Below are 18678 nucleotides of genomic sequence, written 5' to 3'. Positions count from 1 at the left end.
TCTCCCCGAAGAGAACACTGGTGGCTTTCGTTTTTCAGGGGCGGGGAGAGGGAGCCGGAGTGGCCGCTCCGGACCAGCCTGGAGCAGGAGCCGGATCAGTTGCGTACGACCTTCACGCGCATGTAACGCTTGGCGCTGCTGGTCATGGGCTGGGAGTCGCGGACGATGAGCTGGGTGGCGGTGTTTTGTTCGATGACGAGGCCGGCGCTGCTCCAGCCGAGGGGATCGCTGAGGTCGCTGGTGGCTTCGACGGTGAAGGTCACGTCCGTGGCGGCGGCGTTTTTCGGCACGGTCATGCGCAGGTATTTGTCCGTGCTGACGGTGGCGGTGTCATAGACCACGGGGAAGCGGTTGACGGCGAGGGGCGCGGTGCCGAAGGCGTATTCCAGCAGGTTGGCCTGGCCGTCGCGGTCGGCGTCGTAGTCGGGAGCGGCGTTGGGGTCCGCGAAGCCGTTGGCGATCCAGTTTTGCGCCTGCCAGATTTCGAACTGCCTGGTGTAGCCGGTGAAGGAGAGGTCGCGGAAGGTCTGGGCGCTGCTGTCGGTGGCGGTGAGGCGCAGCACGTAGGCTCCGGCCTGGCCGAGCGTGGCGGTGGTGGTCGGCGCGGTGGGACTGGTAAAGGAGACGGTGCCAGGGCCGCTGACCTTGCTCCACAGGCTGGTGAGGGAGACGGGGGCGGGGAAGTTGTCGTCGGTGACGGTGCCGGGCAGGCTGACGGGGGAGAGCGGCCAGGTGGCCATGCTGGCAAAGGCGACCACGGGGGCCTTGTTCAGCGGCACGATGCTGAGGTTGGTGAAGGTGCAGTTGTTCAGCACACCGGCAGTGCCGCCGCTGTTGTCCACGCCAAAGCCGACGAGCACGGCGGCGGGCATGATGATGGTCTGCGGCTGGCCGAGCTGCGTCCAGGCGCCGGGGCTGCCGGAATTGTCCGCAGCGTGGTAGCCGGTGACGCGGTTGCCCTGGCGCACCAGGCGGATCCAGCGAACGGTGTTGTTGAAGGCGGGCACGCTGCCGGTGCCGCCGCTGGCCAGGGTGCGCCACTGGAAGCCGCCGAAGGCGGTGGAGGGCTTGCGGCCGATGTGGATGTACCCGGCGGTGCTGTCCATGCTCTCCCGCAGCTCGATGCCGGAGATGGCGCTGAGCGCGGAGGAGCTGGCGGTGGCGAGCTTGGCGGTGACCATGAGATCGCCGTAGTACTGCCAGCCGTAGAAGGCGCCCTGGCCGTCGATGCTGCCGCTGCCGCCGATGCTGTAGGTGCCGGTGCTGGAATTGTAGCCGAAGGTGCTGGCGGTGGGCGTGGTGGTGCCGAAATCCTCCGTGAGCACGGCAGGGCCGGTGGGCGTGGGAGTGAGCGTGAGATTGTCAAAGGTGGCGGTGCAGAGCTGGCCGGCGGTGCTGCTGTTTCCGGTGGCGGTGAGGCCCATCTGCGTGTTTGCGTCCGCCATGGTGATGGTGGTGGCGGTGCCGATGACGGTATAGGAGCCGGGCGAGCCGCTGACATCCGGCGCGTAGGAGGCGGTGATGACACTGCCGGTGCGGTCCAGCTTCACCCACACGGGGAGCGTGACGCTGCTCTGCGTGACCACGGTGTCACTGGCGCTGAGGGTGGTGCGGGTGCGGAACTGCAGGGCGCCGGCGCTGTAGCCCAGCACGGCGCGGTTGGACGAGCGCGCAAAGCTGTCCCGGATGGTGACGCCCGCCAGCGGTGTGGCCGCAGCGCCGCCGAGGCTCGTCAGGCGCGCCACCACGCTGCCGTCTCCGGCGACCTGCCGTGCCATGATGTGCGCACCATCGGTGCCGGTGCTGGCGTAGCCTGCGCCCATGCCGGTGAGGATGTAGCTGGTGCCCACCTTCCAGCTGGCGCCGCGCTGCTGCGTGGTGGGGCTCATGTCCTCGGCGATGTAGTCCGCCGCATTCACCACGCTGCCCACGATCACCGTCACCTGATCGCTCACGGTGAACTGCGTGTCTGTGGCGGTGATTTTAAGCACGTAGACGCCGTCCGCGCTGAAGGTCACGGCGGAGGAGCCCTGCGTGGGCGTGGCAAAGGTGGCGGTGCCGGGGCCGCTGGCCTGCGTCCACTGCATGGTCACCGCCTGCGGCAGGCCGTCATCGGTCACGCTGGCGCCCACCATCAGGCCCTGCCCGCTGGAGACCAGCGGCGCATTGCCCGCCGGGCTGGTGATGTACACCACGGGCGGCGAGTCGTTGTCCTTGATCGTCACGGTGGCAAAGGCGCCCGCGCCGATGTCGTAGCTCGCGTTGGTGGTGATCGAGAGCACCACCGTCTCATCCCCCTCTGTGACGGCATCATCCACCGGCGTTACGGTGATGGTCTTGCTGGTCTCATTGGCGGCAAAGGAGACGCTGGTGGCGAGCGTGGCGTAGTCCGTCGTGTTGGTGGCCGTGCCGGCGATGGTGTAGTTCACCGTGAGCGCGGCGGTGGAGGGCGCGGTGCGGGTGAGGGTGAACTGCCCGGTGTTGCCAGGCGTCTCGGTGGCGGTGTCGTCATTCGCCACCAGATTCACCGTGCTGCGGTCGTCATCGGCGATGGTCACGGTGGCGGTGGAGGGCGTGCCGACGATGTAGCCGGCATTGGCGCTGATGGTTTCGATGACGGTCTCCGGACCTTCCACGGTGGTGTCCTGGAGGGGGGAGACCGTTACCGTGGCGCTGGAAGCTCCGATGGGGATGGTGAGGCTCAGCGGTGTGGCGATGGCGGTGAAGTCGGTGCCGGAAGTGGCCGTGCCCGTGCGTGCCAGAGTCACCGTCAAAGAGGCCGTGGTGGGGCCGGTGCGGGTGACGGTGAAAGTGCCGGGATCAAGACCGGCCTCGGAGGCGTTGGCATCCGTCGCGGAGATGCTCACCACCGGGGAGTCATCGTCGGTGATGGTCAGCGTGTGCACGGTCACCGTGCCCACATTGGCCCCAATGGCATTGGCCAGAGACAGCACCACCGTCTCGGAACCTTCGATGCTGGAGTCGTCCGTGAGCGCGATGGGGATGGACTTCACCAGCTCTCCGGGCGCGAAGGTCACGGTGCCGCTGGCCAGCACGTAGTCCGTCCCGCTGGTGGCGGTGCCGCCGGTCACGCTGTAGTCCACGCTGGCGCTGGCGGCCGAGACTGCGCTGAGAGACACGAGAATGCCCGCCGTGCCCGCATTTTCCGCCACGGAGCTGGTGCTGGCCGCAAAGCCCACGCTGGGCACCTGCGGCGGCGTGTCGTCATCCATGATGGTGTAGGTATAGGTGGAGGCGGTGCCGAGGCTCGCGCCATTGGGGTCCCGCAGCACCAGCACGAGCGTTTCATCGGTCTCGGGGAGGGAGTCCTGGTTGATGGCGAGCACGATGTTTTTGTCCCGCTCTCCGGCGGCGAAGGTCACGGAGCCGCTGGGCAGCGTGTAGTCGATGCCATCGCCAAAGGCGGTGGTCACGGTGGAGCTGCGGGAGATGAACTCTCCCAGCGCATTTTCCACCAGGCCCATGTACACGCTGCGGCAGCGGTAGGTGTTGGACTCGCGGATCATCACCCCGGCCTGCGCATTGGCGGCGCCGCCGCTCTGGCTGAGCACCCGCGCCACCAGCGTGAAGTCCCCCGTCACGGGCATGGCCACAAAGTGACACTCGTCCTCCGTGCCGCCGATCTGTGCGCCGGAGCCGATGACGGTGTAAACGCCGCCGCTCAGCGCATCGGAGCCCTGCGCATTCACAAAGCCGATGGTGCGGCCCACGAGGCTGGGGCTGGCCACGGTGCTGATGCTTACGTTGTCAAACACGGCCGTCTCCAGCGTGCCGTCGCTGCGGGCGCTCACGGCCAGACCGGCCTGCACCTTGCTGCTGAGGGGGAGGGTCTGCGTGCTGCCCACCTGCTGCCAGGTGCTGCCGTCTGTGGAGATGTGGCCGCTGAAGCTGGTGCCTGCGCGGGTAAGCCGCACCCAGTAGGGCCGCTGCACCGTCACGGCGGCGTTGGCCCCGGTGGTGCCGCTGCGGTACACGGTGCGCGCAGAGCCTGTCTTTTCCGCCGCCATGGCCATGTGCTTGGAGGTGTTGGCCGTGGTCTCGCGGATCATCACGCCGCCCTTGGAGGTGTTCACCCCGCCGGTGATGGAGACCACGCGCGCGGTGACGGTGCAGCCCACCGAGCCTGTGATGGGAAACTCCAGGTAGCGGCAGATGTCCGTGGTGCTGCTCTGGGAGAGGTCCGTGCCGCCTGCGGTGATGGTGTAGACGCCATTGGCATCCGGCCCGGTGCTGCTGCTGGTGGGATTGGAGGTGCCCACCGTCACGGAGGTGAGCGCGCCGGGCGTGACGCCGGCGTCCAGGCCGGTGACGCTGACGTTGTCGATGGTGGCCACGCAGGAGGTGCCGCTGGAGTTTGACGCGGCCCAGATGCCTGCGGTGTAGTTGTTGGCGGCAAAGGAGACCGTCTGCGTCGTGCCCACCTGAGTCCATGCCGTGCCATCCATGGAGTAGTAGCTGCTCAGCGCGGTGCCGCTGCGCACCACGCGCACCCAGTAGGGAGGGGACAGCGTGGAAAGGGTGCCGGAAGTGGAGCTGCGCGAGCCGCTGTCCACGATGTAGTCCACGCTCACCGGACCCGCCGCCGCGGTGGTGAGCGTGACCGGGACATTCACCGTCGTGACGCCTTCCGCTCCGGCAGCGCCGCTGGACCCCACTCCGGCGGTGCCAAACTGCACGGTCTGGGAGCTGGTCTCGTTGTCATCGATGTAGATGAGCGCGTCCGCCGTCTTGGAGTAGGCGCCGTCCGTGGTGTGGAAGATCATCGTCTCCGTGCCTTCAAAGGCCAGGTCGTCGATGAGATTGAACGCCACGTCCGCGCCCGCGCTGCCGGCGGGGATGGTGAGCACGCCGGTGCTGGTGGCATTGTCAAAGGTCAGCGTGGCGCTGGTGACGATGCTGTAGTCCGTGCCCGCCGTGGCGCTGCCCAGCATCTGGAAATTCACCGCGAGAGCCGCCGTCGTGGCGCCGGTGCGCGAGATGTAATATTTGCGCGGGGAGGTGGCGGAGTTTTCCGTGATGCGGTTCACCACGCTGCCGCCGGTGTTGATCTGCGCGTCCGCCCACACGGTGGGGTTGCTGCTGTCCCGCAGCCACATGGAGGCGCTGCTGGTGGCGCTGAAGGTCTGGTACGCCGCGTCCGGGGTGATGGACAGGATGACCGTCTCGATGTCCTCGGCCACGCCGTCATTGATGGGGCGCACCGTCAGGTCATAGGTTGTGGTATTTGATGGCACCACGAGCGTGCCGCTGAAAGGCTGGCCCGCCACGGCGGTGTTGTTCACGATCGCGCCGCCGGCGCCCGCGGCCCAGACGTTGTTCGCGTCCGTGCCGCGCACGCCGTAGAGGGCGGAGGCGGCGTTGGAGATCTGCGCGGACCAGTTGCTGCCATTGGTGGCGCGCAGCATGGTGCCGTTTGTGCCCACGGCCCAGAGGTTGTTCGCATCCGCGGCCCAGACGGCGTTCAGGTCCTGCGTGGAGGAGGAGGTCTGCGCGGCCCAGGTGCTGCCGCCGAATTTCAAAATGGTGCCGCCGGTGCCCACCGCCCAGACGCTGGTGGCGCTGCTGCCCCACACGCCGCGCAGGGCTTGGGAGGTGTTGGAAGTCTGCGCGGCCCAGGTGGTGCCGTTGTGGAAGCGCACCACGCCGCCGTCTCCCACCGCCCAGACGCTGTTGGCGGCGGTGCCCCACAGCGCGTTCAGCGTGGTGGAAATGCCGGAGGTCTGCGCCGCCCAGACGGTGCCGTTCCATTTCAGAATGGTGCCGCTGTCTCCCACGGCCCACACGTTGGTGCTGTTTGCGCCCCACACGCCGCGGAGGTTCTGCGTGGTGCCGGAGGTCTGCGCGCTCCACAGCGTGCCGTTCCATTTTAGAATGACGCCGCCATCTCCCACCGCCCACACATTGCTGGCATCCGCACCCCACACGGCGCGCAGCGGAGTGGCCACGCCGGAGGTCTGCGCGGCCCACACGCTGCCATTTCCCTGCAGGATGACGCCCGCGTCCCCCACCGCCCACTGGCTGCTGGTGCTGGCGGCCCACACGCCATAGAGTGCGGTGCTGACGCCGGAGCTCTCGGCATTCCACGTGGCGGGATTGTCATAGTCCGTGCCATTGAGCGCGGTGCCCGCCATGGTGTAGCGCACCACCAGCGGCGCACCGGTGCCGCCGCGGATGGTGAGGCGGAAGGTGCCGCTGGTGGAGGGCTCGGCCGCGCTGGAGATGTTTTCCAGCTCGATGTCCGGCGTGTTGGCAGAAGCGTCGGTGATCGTCACAGCCGCGGAGGCGGAGCTGCCCACGAGGTAGTTGGTGGGGCCCGCGCCCAGCTGCAGCACCACCTGCTCGGTGCCTTCCCCCAGATTGTCCCAGCGCGGGATGATGGTGATGCTGGCCTGCGTGGCTCCTGCGGGGATGACCACCACGCCGGAGAGCGCCTCGTAGTCCACGCCATTGAGCGCTGGCACGCCGGAGCCCTGATTTCCCGCCACCGAGTAGTAAAGCGTCAGCGACTGGCTGGTGTCTCCGGTGCGCGTGACCACAAAGGTGCCAGTGTCTGCGATGGCTCCGGACTGCGAAAGATCCACCTCCGCGGCAATGCTGTCCGTGGCGGTCACGTTCACCGTCGGCGTGTCATCGTCGAGGATGTTGATCGTCGCCGTCGTCTGGCCGCTGGTCAGCACGTAACCCGCCGCCGTGGGGATGGTCACGGTGACCGTCTCCATGGACTCGATGGTGGTGTTGTCGACCGGGGTCACCGTCAGCGTGGCGCTGCTGGCGCCGGCGGGGATGGTGACCGGGCTGCTGATGGCGCTGTAGTCGGTGCCATTGACCGCGGAGCCGCTGATGGTGAACACGACGTTCAGCGGATTCGTGGTGGCACCCGTGCGGGTGAAGGTGAAGGCGCCGGGCGTGCCGTTCTCATTGATGGCCGAAGGATACGCCACCACGCCGACCTGCGGCAGCGTGGTGTCATCGTCCACGATCGTGATGGTGCCCGCGGCGGTATTTGATGCCACAAGATACCCGGACCCACTGGCAAGCACCAGGGTCATCGTCTCCGGCCCTTCCGCGGTGGAGTCATTCACCGTGGTGAGCACCACATCCAGCGTGGCGCTGCCCGCGGGGATGGTGAAGGTGCTGAAAGGCGAGCCCGCAGCCAGCGCGGGGGAGAGCGTGTAGTCGCCCGTGCTGGCGGTGCCCACCGCCGTGGCCACGCTCACGTCCAGGCTCAGGGAGGTGTCTCCGGTGCGCGTGAGGCGGAACTTCGCCGTGTCTGCCGCGCCGGAATTCTCCGTGGCCGTTCCGTCCACCACGCTCAGGGCCACCGTGGGCAGGGTGTCTGCGGTGAAGTTCGCGCCGCTGTAGTTTGGCCCCACGGTGATGGCGTTGTTGAAGAGCTCGCTGAAGGTGTAGCCGTAGAGCAGGGGTGTCACCGCATAGGTGTTCGCGGCCAGATTGGTGATGGTGTAGTAGCCGTCCTGGTCGGTGATGACCGGATTGGTGCCGTTCGCATTGAGCAGCACGCCCGGCAGGCCCACGCCGCCGGAGGTGACGCGGCCGGAGATGGTGAACTTCGTGGTGTAGGCTCCCACCATGACCATTTTCTCCCGTGTGATGCTGCCGCCCTTCATGTCGCTCACCGTGCAGCTCACCACATAAGCGCCGGCCGTCGGAAAGGTGCGGGAGATCACCGCTGAGTTCGGAGAAACGATGCGCACGGAGGTGTCCCCCCAGTGCTGCCACTGGTAGGCCAGCGTGTCTCCGTCCACATCCGCCGCGGTGGCGGTGAAGGTGACCGTGCCGCCCAGCGGAATGGAGTCTGCCGAGGAGGCGAGCGTGAGCGTGGGTTCGGTGTTGCTGCTGAAGTCGCCCAGGTTCACCTGCACATCGATGTACTTCGGCGTGGTGCTGCTGACGTTCACCGTCGTCATGTAGATGCCGGACTCGGTGTCTGCAAAAGTCTGCCCGAGCGCGATGGGCGCGTCGTCCTTGCCATAAGGGGAGCCGGGCGTGGTGTCGATGAGCTGCAGGCTGCCGGAGGCTCCGGCGGGAAACTTCCAGCCGAGGAGCATGCCCTGGTCCACCCATGGGCGCGTGGCATTGCCGGTGTACTGCTGGCGCAGCTCGCCCCAATACACGCGGGTGCTGTCCTTCGTAATGGTCAGCGCGTAGCGGTTTTTCGGGTCCAGGCTCGGCTGGTCAAAGGCATAAAGCCGATACAGGCCGCTGGTGGTGATGTTCTGCACGAAATTGTCCGGCAGCCACTTGATCTGGTTTTTGGCGGAGACGTTGTACTGATCGATCGGAACGCCGCCGCTGCCCATCACGTCATACACATCGCCATACTCCGCATTGGTGCCTGGGCCGATGGCGCTGGTGCCGGAGGTGTCCCAGTAGTTGGCATGCGCCAGGCCGAAGGAGTGGCCGATCTCATGCGCGCAGATGCCGACGCTGTCTGCATACACCCACACATTGCTGCCGCCGCCCCAGCCGCCGGTGGGGCGCGCGCCGCCATTGAGCCGCACCACGGTCACGTCGTAGTCATTGTAGTCAAAGCCGATGCGCCGCGCCTCCTCGCGCGCATGCGTCATCTCCAGGCCCAGGCCGTCCACATCGCCGCCATTGGAGGTGTCCCGCTGCACGTACCAGGCCTCGTTTTTCGGCAGCTTGATCGGCGGCGTCACGGTGGTGAGCGTGGTCAGCTTGCCGTAGGAGGACTGCAGGTAGTAGTTGGAAACATCGCGCATGACCTGGTAGCTGGCCGCCTCGGTGGAGGGCACGGCATTGGTGTCCTGAAAGGTCAGCGGAATGTACAGCACCTTCAGCTGCCCCAGCGCGGGCGTGGGAGCCGCCGGCAGCGGCCCGCTGATGCTGGTGGGCCCGCCCGTGGCGCCCTCGCCATAGACGAGCTGCTGCGAGTACGCATCGCGGTGATAACCACCGCACAGATGCACGACCTCCTCCGGCGTCTCCACCACCGTGTCCGCCTGCGCCTCCGTGACCGCCTGCGAGGTCTGATCCTCGGCCGCCGAGGTGATGCCGCTGATGGGGCACACCGTGACCTGCGCCTTCGAAGCGTCCGGCACCTCGCCCACCTCCAGCACGCGCAGAGGCGACTCATTGGCCGCGATCTCGCGGTCCAGCCGCACGCCATTGATGGCGGCGTTTGGCGTGTTGATCACGATCTGGTCGCGCCGGCCATACACATACAGATTGAAAGCCCCGTCGCTCTCCGATTGCGCGATGCGGTGGGTCAGCGTCTCCCCCGGCGCCAGCGGCGGAGAACCCGGAGGCGGCGTGCCCTGGTAAACCGTCACCGCCATGCGCTGGTTCAGGCGCTGCTCCAGCTGCTGCAGCACCTCCGGCGGCAGCTTCTGGCGCACCACCATGGGCACCGCGTCCGTGAGCGCCTTGCGCGGGTCCGCCTTGATCAGCGCCTTCATCACCGGGCGGCGCGCCTCCGCCAGCTTCACGCCTTCCGCCAGCAGCTTCGCCTTCTGCGCGTCATCCGCCTTCAGGTAGCTCTGGCTCCACTCCGTGAAAGCCGCCATCTCCCCCAGCGCCTTGATTTTCATGCGCACCTTCTCATCCAGGTCCGCCGGCGCAGCCTCCGCCGCCGCCGTGCGTGCCACTCCTTCGGCAGTCGCGCTCAAGTCCACGCCGCCCGCCGCAGGCCGCCCCCGCAAGCCCCGTCCCCTGCTTGCCCCGCCCTCCGGCCCGGCAGGCTCATGAACAAAAAACACATAGAATACGGCGGCGACGAAAAGAGCCGCGAAAGGGATCAAAAAAGCACGAAAACGCATGGTGGTTGGTTGGGCGTCAGAAGATTCAACCAACAGCTGTCCGATTTATTAGAACATTTGTTCAAGATTTCGGAATCCGCGGGTGGAAAATCTTTAGCCGTTATAGCCGGAACGTGGCCGAAAAGGCAAGACTAGAAGTGGCGGCAGCCGGGACAGACCCCAAAAAGAAATTTTCATGCCGCGATGTGAGCTGCGGGGACGAGATGCTCCGGTCGGGCGCGCACGCAGGCGCTGGGCGACGGGAGTTTTTGGAAAGGGGGATGGCGAAGGGGCGGCAGCCTGCGCTGGGACGAGGATTCCAGGGACGCGGCGCAACGCGTCCCTACCCGCGCTGGAGGGCGCGCAACGCTTTGAGCGGTCGCACCCCCGCCCGCGACAGCGCGCAGCCACAGGACTGGTAGGGAACCGCTGCGCCGGGTCCGTAGATCCGGGTCTAGAGCATATTAAAAAATACTATAGCCACAAGAGGCAAACCAACCCATGGCGTTTTTGGCCGTGATTTTTGAGAACGCCATGGTGATGGCTTCATCAAGCTGCGCGGGCGTGCGTGCCTCCGCGCTGCGCAACAGCCCCTTGATCTTGCTCCACATCTTCTCAATCGGGTTGAGATCCGGTGAGTAGGCCGGCAGGAACCGCACTTCAGCGCCAACCGCCCTCACCAGCTCCAAAACTACGGGACTTTTGTGCACCGCGAGGTTGTCCATCACAACGATGTCGCCCTGCCGCAACGTTGGGCAGAGCACCTGGCCGATGTAAGCCACGAAGGCGGCGGTGTCGGCCGCTCCAGAGAGGTGCATGCAAGCCGTGGTGCCATCGAGACGGATGGAGGAGATCATGGTGGTGCTCTGCCACCGGCCACACGGCGCTGCTGCATGCAGCCGATGACCGCGCGGAGCTCTGCCACGCAGGCGGGTCATGTTGGTCTTGGCACCGCTCTCGTCGAGAAAGACCAGCCGCCAAGGCTCTAGCCCGCCTTGCTTGCGCTTCCAGAGGCGGCGCGCTTTGCGGACGTCTTCGCGTTCTTGCTCGGCAGCGCGGAGCGTCTTTTTTTATATGTCAGCCCCATGTCCACGAGCACGTAGTGGATCGCGGGCAGGGTGCACTCCAGCCCCAATGCATCACGCAGTTCGGCCAGTGTCATGTCGGGCTTGCCCTTGAGATGCTGCCGAATGGCCATGCGGTGTGCGGCTACAATGAGCTTTTTGCGCCCGGCAAGGTGATGCCGTGGCTTGATGCATCCGGTGTGGCGCCGCTGCTGCAGGAGCTTTTTGACCATGCCAAGGGAGACCTGAAAGCGGTGCGCAATCTCATCGCGGCTGCCTTCGCCTTTGTCATAAGAACTCAGGATGCGTTCACGCAAATCAAGGGAGAGTGTGGCCATGTGCCTTCATAGCATGTCATCGCCACAATGGCTATATAATTATTTAAAATGCTCTATGTCAACGCAGGCGCCCAAAAAGGTCCGCCGTCCTTGCCGCATGGAAAAAGCCGCCGCCGCGAGCTCACGGCGCGAGAGTTTGCCCACCTCCGGACATCGCTACGACCGCCCCCCTCTCACCCCACCCGCTTCCTCAGCACCAGCAGCACATCCGCGTACGCATCGTCAAAACGGCGCGGTTCCGCGAGGTCATACGTGAAATCGTAGCACTCCACATACTCCAGCTCCGGCACCTTGCGCAGCAGGGCCTTGAGCTGGGCGGCACTGTAGGTGCGGAACTGCCAGCGCGTCTCCTGCGTGTGCGTGCGGCCGGCATCGGTGATCTTCAAACGCGTGCGCAGGTTTTCCAGGCGCGCCTTGGGGTCCGGGGCCCAGGTATGGGTGTTGCACACCACATGCACGTCCTCGCGGCGGGCCACCCAGCGCTCGTGCTCATCGCCCTCGCGATCGTAATCCGTCAGGTGCAGGCCGAGGAAGAACACACCGCCCGGGCGCAGCGCCGCCGCCACGCGCCGCAGGCACTCGGCGGCATCCTTTTCCGCCAGCAGGTATTTGAACGTGCTGACCAGGCAGTGCGCCATGTCGAAGCCGCCCTTCACCCCTTTCGGCAGCGTAAAGCTCTGCATCCAGTCCTCCCACAGCCGCGCCTTCTTCCGCAGCCCGGCCTCAGCCAGGCGCTCCTGGGCAAAGGCGATCATGTTGGCATTGCCGTCAAAGCCGCACACCTCCCACCCGCGCCGCGCCATCTCCAGCGCCAGCCGCCCGCTGCCGCACGCAGGCTCCAGCAGCCGCCGCCGCTGCGGCACCCGACCACCACGCCCACCCGCCGCCGCTGCCACCGCATAACGCGCATAGGCACCCTCCAAAAAATCCGCCTCCCGCACCGTGCCGTCGTCAAAGACGATGTCGTAATAAAGAGGCGTGTCATACCAGTCGCGCAAAGTGGTGGGCATGGGCGCATGATGGAGCAAACCCGGCGCTGTGCGAGAATGGAATGAGGAATGTCAGCGCACTGCCGCACCTGGGGCGCTGCTCTTCCTCCTACTCCCTTGGTTTGGGGAAGCTGGGGGCGTCGCGTTCACGTTTCGGCCACACGAAGCACTCGAAAAAGGGAGGAGGAGTAGGAGTAAGAGGAGGAGGAAGATTCCGCCTTCCATCCACCGCAAACCAGGCGCACCGCAAGCCGCAGCAAAGTACTCGCGAACTTTAGTTCGCTCTGGGAACGCCCCGCAGCACTCACCATTCCGCACCTCGCCCAAGCGCCTCCGAGAAACAACCGCCATCCACCGCAAACAACCGCCATCCACCGCAAACAACCGCCATCCACCCCAAACTCCCCCTAGACACCTCCCGCGCTCTCCGCTCCAATACGCCCCGCATGAAATTCACCTCCCTGGCCGGACACAGCGCGCTCGCTGGCGCGACCTTCGCATCCGTACTCGCACTGGCACTGGCACCCGCCGCCGCGTGCGCCCAAGCCCCCGCAGAGCCTGCGGCCCCTGGTGCCGCCGCCGCACCTGCAGCCGCTGGTTCCGCTGACGGCACAGGCTCCCCTGCGCAGCCCGCCACCTTTCAGTTCAAAGACGGCGACCGCCTCGTCCTCCTCGGCAACACCGTCCTCGAGCGCGAGCACGACTACGGCTCCTTTGAGCCGCGGCTCGATCTCGCCCTCGGCGAAGACAAAGTCACCGTGCGCAATCTCGCCTGGAGCGGCGACACCGTCTTTGGCCACGCCCGCTCCTACTTCGGCCCGCCCGAAGAAGGCCTGCAGCGCCTCTCCACCCACCTGGAGATGCTCAAGCCCACCGTCGTCCTCCTCTGCTACGGCAGCGAGCTCGCCTTCGAGCGCCTCGGCCAGCTCCCCGACTTCCTCAGCGGCTACCGCAGCCTCATCGAGCTCATCCGCGCCAAGTCCCCCGGCGTCCGCATCATCATCGCCACCCCGCCGCCCCTCGAGACCCTCCCGCCCCCGCTGCCCGACCTCAGCGCCGAAAACAAAAACCTCTCCTCCCTGCGCGATGCCTTGAGGAAATTCGCCCTCGCCCAGAACGCCTATTTCATCGACTGGTTCGAGCTCATGGGCGGCCTGCCCAAGCCCGGCGTCATCCGCCAGCCACTCACCGAAAACGGCGTGCACTACACCAAGGCCGGGTATGAAAAGCTCAGCGCCAAGCTCATCGAAGGCCTCGGCCTCAAGCTCCCCGAAGCCCCCACCCCCGCGCTGGAGAATCTCCGCCGCGCCGTCATCGCCAAAGACACCCTCTTCTTCAACCGCTGGCGTCCGCACAACGAGACCTACCTCTTCGGCTTCCGCAAACACGAGCAGGGCCAGAACGCCAAAGAAATCCCCATGTTCGACCCCCTCATCGCCCAGGGCGACGAAGCCATTCAGAAGCTCAAGGAAGAAGCCCTGCAGCAGACGCGCAGGCCGTGAAGCCCGGCGGCGGATACGCTGCCAATCCTACTCGTCCTCCTACTCCTACTCGTCCTCGATCAAAGCGCTCCGCCGAAGCGAGTGGCGGCCAGAACTCCATGCTAGACGTCTAGAGTCTGCGGATTGGCATCGCCCATCTCGTCCCCTCGGCTCAAGTCGGGCTTCTTCGCCATACACTCGAACTGCCCTCCCGGCACCCGCGTAAGTGTCCGGCCTTGCTGATTCTGCCGAAACAAGGCCAAGGCCTGCTCTTTCGGCAAGACCTGCTTGGGTGAACCCTCGAATAAGCCTAGATTCTCCATCTTCAAATGATGCCATGGGTGGGCATTTCAATCCATTCCAAACCGTCCCCTTGAGACATCTTGCCAAAGCGAAAACACCGCCGCAGCCCCCTCCGGTTTCATCCTTTATAATTCATCCTTCTCCCCCATGTCCTCCGCCCCCACCCCCGCTCCGCCCAGCGCGGTGACCCGCCCCGTCCGCAGCCGGCGCAGGCTCCTTCTCGGGGCGGGCCTGCTCATCGGCATCCTCGTCGCAGGCGGAGTTTGGTATGCACGCGAGCGACAGCCACGCCCGCTCGTCATCACCCTCCACCTGCAGCACTCCAGCCCCCTCTCACGGCAGCACTTCGAGATGCTGGAGCTCAACCTCAGCAAAGACACAGGCGCGGGAGACTGGAAGTTCAAAACGCCAGAGCCCACCCTCAGCCAGCCCGACCTCAAGGTCTGGACGCTCGACCCCGCCGAGTGCGCCGGCTTCAGCCTCGATCTGCGCGACAAACTGGGCATCCCCCAGCCGTGGAAGCGCGAAATTCTGTGCACTGACTTCGACACCCTCGCCCGCCACAGCCGCCGCGTGGACCTCACCGTCGGCGGCAATGCCCTCCGCGTCACCTTCCGCATCGCCGACCACAAGCTGAGCGAGGCGGACTACTGGCGCTACACCCTCATCGGCGGCGATGTCCTCCTGCTGCGACCCGCCACCAGCAAGGATACCGCCATTGGTACAGGCACAAACCCAACGGTGGACGCCTCCGGCAAGCCCTGGCGACTCGTGGAGCGCTCGCCCATCCTGCGGAAGACAGACCCCGACTGCTCCTTCGCCCTCATCTCCCCCGGCCACTACCGCGTGGACCTGCTCAACTCCGCCGGCCAAGTCATGCTCACCGGCCCCCTCCACCTCCCCGCCGACTCCGACGCCATCCAGCCCCTCGAAGTGCTGGTCGCGCGCCCGTAGCGCGGCCCCCAATTCTTGGTTGCCGAGTTGCCGTACCTAAGCACGGCAACTCGGCAACCAGGGCAAATGGCAGCACGCATGGGCAGCTTGACTCATCGTCCATGGACGCCTGTGAAATGCTTCGCGCATGGTCACACTGCACTGGAGCTATCACGAGATCGCGGATACGGACTACACCGGTATAGAAATAAAAATCTATGCACAGGGTCTGCTTGTGGAAACATGGGCCAACTTTGATCGTCAAAGCTCCTGGAAGGAGGTTTGGGGGAATCAAATAGAGACTTTCACGCTCCCATCGTTGGAGGCTGCACGGCTTTTCATCACCAGCTCAGACTGCTATGAACGCCTGCCTCATCAAGTTTAGTCGTGACGATTCCCGCGCTGACTGCTACTGGATGCCGCATGGCATTTGCAGAAGGGCTCTACGATCAGCTTTTAACTCAGGAGGCGCATTCTCAGCTCGCTACGCTGCCCAAAGGTCATCGTGCGATGGTCCACCATCTGGCGGCGGCGGAGGTGCATGAGCGTGCCACGGAGGGCCTGCACGCACTGCTCGCAAAGCTGCTGGACGATCTCGACGGTGATGCATCTGAACGTGTAACCAAACAGATCGCATTGGTGAACGAATTGCTGGCTCACCTGCGGGGCCGTAACTCAGAAAGCACGCTAGACACCAGCGATCTGCTCTCTCCTCCGAAGGTGCTGCGTGGTATCTTCCGTGGAGACAAAGAGCTGTCACCACCCGAAACAGGCTTGTTGGCACCTTGGCTTTTCACCGCGGGCAAGCATTCGCCTTCGCTGCTCACGGAACTACGGAGAGAAATCGCCAGCTGTGATCGGGTAGACATTTTGGTGAGCTTCATCACCGTCTCTGGCATTCGCAAAATCGAGGACCTACTGAAATCCGTGACGGCCTTGGATGCGCAGGGACGAGCACGTACGCAGATCCGTGTGCTCACCACCACCTACACTGGGGCAACCGAAGTAGCAGCGCTGGACACCCTGGCGGGCCTACCGGGCTGCGAGGTGCGTGTGTCACTGGATGGCCGGCGCACGCGGCTGCATGCCAAGGCATGGATCTTCCACCGCGAGACGGGATTTGGATCGGCCTACGTGGGCAGCGCCAATCTCTCCGGCGCGGCGCTGATGGGAGGGCTGGAATGGACGGTGAAGTTCACACAACGCGGTCAGGAAGCCATGTACGCCCGCTCTGTGGCGCACTTTGAGACGTTGTGGAATGATGGTGAGTTTCAGCCCTATGATCCGCGCATCGAGGCGCACCGCATTCAGCTTGTGCGTGCATTGAAAAAAGAGTCTGGCTCTGAAGGCATCATTGCTTCCCCCACCTTCTTTGACATCGAGCCGAAGGACTACCAGAAGGAGATGCTGGAGGCGCTGCAGAACGAGCGCGCGCATGCACGCTGGCGCAATTTGGTCGTGGCAGCCACCGGCACGGGCAAGACGGTGGTGGCAGCTTTCGACTATCGCCGCACCTGTGCCCAGGAGGGCGGCAGGCCAAGGCTGCTGTTTGTGGCGCATCGCCGCGAGATCCTACTGCAGGCTCAGCGCACCTATCGTGAGGTGTTGCGTGATGCTTCCTTTGGTCAACTGCTCACAGGCACAGACGAGCCGGATGGCGCGGATCATCTCTTCGCCACCATTGATAGCGTCGCCTCCCGGGCACTTGTTGAGCGGCATGGTGCAGGCTATTGGCACACGGTGGTGATCGATGAGTGCCACAGACTGGCTGCAGAGCGCTTTGACGCCTTCGCGCGTGCTGTGCAGCCAACGATCCTGCTCGGCCTCACAGCCACGCCGGAGCGTGCGGATGGGCGCCCGATCACCGGCTATTTCGACTGTCGCCCAGACGGTGCCCCTGCAGCGGAACTCCGGCTGTGGCATGCCCTAGATCGCCTGCTGCTAGCCCCCTTTGAGTACTATGGATGTGATGATGACACAGACTTCTCCGAGGTGCCATGGAATCAACCCGGAGAAGTGAGCGCGATCGATGCCATCGTCTCTGGGAATGATGTGCGCGCCCGGTTGGTGATTCGAGAGTGGGCACGTCTGACCGCGGAGCCGAGCAAGTGTAAGGCCCTGGCCTTTTGTGTGAGTGTGGCACACGCGGAATTCATGACGCGTAAGTTCAATGAGGCAGGCCTGAAGGCGCTATGCATCACTGGCGGCACCGATGCGGAAGAGAGGCGGCGTGCTCCGCTACTGCTGCAGGAGGGTAAGGTCTGTGTGTTAGTCACTTGTGACCTCTACAATGAAGGCGTGGACTTGCCTGCTGTGGACACTCTGCTGCTACTGCGGCCCACGCAGAGCCCGGTGCTCTTTCAGCAGCAAATCGGCCGCGGCCTGCGGCTTGCAAAGGATAAGCTAAGTTGCCTCGTGCTCGACTTTGTGGGCCGCTACCGCGTGGAGTTCCGCTTTGACCGCCTGCTGAGCACCATCACGGGGCTGACTCGGAATGACCTCAAGCACGCGGTCGAAAATGGTTTCAGCTCTCTTCCGCCGGGCTGCCACCTGCAGCTTCAATCCCGTACGAAGAACCAGGTGCTGGATAGCTTACGGGCTGCCGTAAACCAAACATGGCCGCGTCTCGTGCGCGAGCTTCGAGGGTATGCTTCTCTAAAAGGCCGTGCAAACGTCACTCTGGCGCACTTTCTCCGCGATCAAAACTTGGAGGTGTCTGATATCTACCGCGGCTCTGCACCCAGTGGTTGGACGGCTCTAAAGCGGGCCGCAGGCCTAACTGACTCGACGGCACAGGGAGAGGACGAATACTTCGGACGCCGCTTTTCCAGCCTGCTGCATGTGGATGACACTGCGCAGTTGGATTTCTTCGCGGCTCTTCCCTCTCGGTTAGGAGAAGGGGCGCCATTTGACGAAGCTGAGCAGGCGCGTCTGCAAATGCTGGCCTATGCGGTAGATGGCCAAAATAGCCAACTCGGTACCGGCCTTCAGTTTCTGGATCGACTAAAAGCGGCTCCGGAATTGCTGGAGGAGCTGAGTCAGCTAGCGTCTGCTCTGCTCTCTTCATCCTCATTGATCTCTCAGCAGATCCCCGGCCTGGAAGACACACTGCTGCGTCTGTATGCCTCCTACAGCATGCGCGAGATCCTTACCGCAGTGGGCTACTACACTCCTACGCGGCGCATTCCTTTCCAAGCTGGGGTGCTGGCACTGCGAGAAAAAAACATGGAGCTGCTGTTCATCACCGTGAACAAGGATGAAGGCTTTTACCCCAGCATCGCTTACCACGACTACGCCATCACACCAGAGCTATTCCACTGGCAGACACAGAATTCCGCGGGGCCTCATACCGAAGCAGGCAAGCGTTACTTAGAGAGCGCCACCAATGGCTGGCAATTTCAGCTGTTTGTGCGGTATGACAAAGGGGACGCCTACCATGCCTGCGGCCCCGTAGAGCTGCAGCATTGTGAGGGATCGCAGCCTATGTCGATTACCTGGCGGCTGCGCCAAGCTCTGCCGATGCGCCTGTTTCAGAGGTTTAATGTGCTGAGGGGGGCGTAAAAGGGGATTTGAGGTGCGCAAAATCCATGGGGCCAGATGGGCATCTAGGGGCGCTTCGGAAGAAGTCTTTAAGCGCCGCTATTTGCTTCAATATACCATCAAATACCTCAAAATAACATTCGATGTAAACCTCGATCGTCTCCGATCAGCTGGTTGCCAAGTTGCCGTGCTTAGGTGCGGCAACTCGGCAACCGAGGTGAGTGCATCAG

6 protein-coding genes and 1 pseudogene are annotated in these 18678 nt (G+C 64.5%); 3 read left to right on the top strand and 4 right to left on the bottom strand.

The window, feature by feature from the left end; genetic code table 11:
• Nucleotides 1-95 precede the first annotated feature (95 nt).
• The 4 genes and pseudogenes from ACILSO_RS18215 to ACILSO_RS18200 form a co-directional block, all read right to left on the bottom strand.
• Nucleotides 96-9821 (bottom strand): Calx-beta domain-containing protein, encoded by a 9726-nt coding sequence (locus tag ACILSO_RS18215; RefSeq protein ID WP_395738871.1) that lies wholly within the window; start codon nucleotides 9819-9821, stop codon nucleotides 96-98.
• 443 nt (nucleotides 9822-10264) lie between these two features.
• Nucleotides 10265-10798, bottom strand: a pseudogene (locus ACILSO_RS18210) (IS630 family transposase); the annotation flags it as partial.
• Nucleotides 10786-11202: a hypothetical protein gene (locus tag ACILSO_RS18205; protein WP_395736237.1), complete on the bottom strand. Its 417-nt coding sequence runs from the start codon at nucleotides 11200-11202 to the stop codon at nucleotides 10786-10788. The pseudogene ACILSO_RS18210 and the gene ACILSO_RS18205, both read right to left, overlap by 13 nt.
• A gap of 173 nt (nucleotides 11203-11375) precedes the next feature.
• Nucleotides 11376-12212, bottom strand: coding sequence for a class I SAM-dependent methyltransferase (locus tag ACILSO_RS18200; RefSeq protein WP_395738870.1), 837 nt, complete (start codon nucleotides 12210-12212; stop codon nucleotides 11376-11378).
• A gap of 425 nt (nucleotides 12213-12637) precedes the next feature.
• On the opposite strand from ACILSO_RS18200, the gene ACILSO_RS18195 reads away from it, so the two are divergent.
• The 3 genes from ACILSO_RS18195 (at nucleotide 12638) to ACILSO_RS18185 (ending at nucleotide 18469) form a co-directional block, all read left to right on the top strand.
• Nucleotides 12638-13693 carry a GDSL-type esterase/lipase family protein gene (locus ACILSO_RS18195; RefSeq protein WP_395738869.1) on the top strand — a complete coding sequence of 352 codons (1056 nt, stop codon included), beginning with the start codon at nucleotides 12638-12640 and terminating at the stop codon, nucleotides 13691-13693.
• 429 nt (nucleotides 13694-14122) lie between these two features.
• Entirely contained in the window at nucleotides 14123-14929 is an 807-nt protein-coding gene (locus ACILSO_RS18190) for a hypothetical protein (RefSeq protein WP_395738868.1), read from the top strand.
• A 402-nt stretch (nucleotides 14930-15331) separates the two neighbouring features.
• The gene (locus tag ACILSO_RS18185) at nucleotides 15332-18469 is read left to right on the top strand and encodes a DUF3427 domain-containing protein (RefSeq protein WP_395738867.1); all 3138 of its coding nucleotides are present in this window, start codon (nucleotides 15332-15334) and stop codon (nucleotides 18467-18469) included.
• The last annotated feature ends 209 nt before the right edge of the window (nucleotides 18470-18678 follow it).

It is taken from the genome of Prosthecobacter sp. (assembly GCF_044226605.1).
Taxonomy (GTDB): domain Bacteria; phylum Verrucomicrobiota; class Verrucomicrobiia; order Verrucomicrobiales; family Verrucomicrobiaceae; genus Prosthecobacter.
The sequence above is the reverse complement of the archived record's forward strand: the minus strand, read 5'-3'. Positions and strand labels throughout refer to the sequence as shown.

Excerpts from the sequence above, each read along its gene's own strand:
- ACILSO_RS18215 (WP_395738871.1), bottom strand. The coding sequence starts at position 9,821 with ATGCGTTTTCGTGCTTTTTTGATCCCTTTCGCGGCTCTTTTCGTCGCC.
- ACILSO_RS18205 (WP_395736237.1), bottom strand. The coding sequence starts at position 11,202 with ATGGCCACACTCTCCCTTGATTTGCGTGAACGCATCCTGAGTTCTTAT.
- ACILSO_RS18200 (WP_395738870.1), bottom strand. The coding sequence starts at position 12,212 with ATGCCCACCACTTTGCGCGACTGGTATGACACGCCTCTTTATTACGAC.
- ACILSO_RS18195 (WP_395738869.1), top strand. The coding sequence starts at position 12,638 with ATGAAATTCACCTCCCTGGCCGGACACAGCGCGCTCGCTGGCGCGACC.
- ACILSO_RS18190 (WP_395738868.1), top strand. The coding sequence starts at position 14,123 with ATGTCCTCCGCCCCCACCCCCGCTCCGCCCAGCGCGGTGACCCGCCCC.
- ACILSO_RS18185 (WP_395738867.1), top strand. The coding sequence starts at position 15,332 with ATGGCATTTGCAGAAGGGCTCTACGATCAGCTTTTAACTCAGGAGGCG.